1 protein-coding gene is annotated in these 552 nt (G+C 34.8%); it reads right to left on the reverse strand.

The features are described 5' to 3' along the window. Positions 1-355 precede the first annotated feature (355 nt). On the reverse strand, positions 356-552 hold a 197-nt coding region (locus tag KH893_RS11630), incomplete at its 5' end, for a substrate-binding domain-containing protein (protein ID WP_281166257.1).

Genomic DNA, 552 nt, shown 5'->3' on the forward strand with positions numbered 1-552 from the left:
CTAACATGCCACAGCCACCATTTCATTTCTTAACTGGAATAAATGCCTATCAGCGTGGAACGGCCGTTTATCAAGAGGCATTGGCCGAGTTTAAAAACAACGAAGCTGACAGTACTCATTTGAATTATGGGGATGAGGATTATTGGAAATAAATTTTTTATAATTGCCAAATTTAAGCTCAATAAATATTGAGCTTTTTTATTTACTCGTTTTTTCGAAAATTTGTTCAAAACGAAATTATCTGTTAACTAAGACATTTGACACTATCTCTTTGTTTAATTTCAATTGGCGTGAATCGTTTTTCAACTGAATTGTCCCTTTGATTAAGCAGATACTCTGTTCCTAAAACTCCCATTTAATAAAATGATTGGCTAACACTGGTAATTTGAGGACGAAAAATACTACAAAAGTCAGTTCCGTCGACACTTATGACAGAAATGTCGCTTGGAATTGACAATCCAAAAGCCGCTGCTTGATTTATGATTCCAATCGCGACTAGATCGCTGTTTGCAATAATTGCGCTAATAGCGTTTTTTTTGCCATAATCTTTCA

It is taken from the genome of Liquorilactobacillus sicerae, assembly GCF_029916425.1.
Lineage (GTDB): Bacteria > Bacillota > Bacilli > Lactobacillales > Lactobacillaceae > Liquorilactobacillus > Liquorilactobacillus sicerae.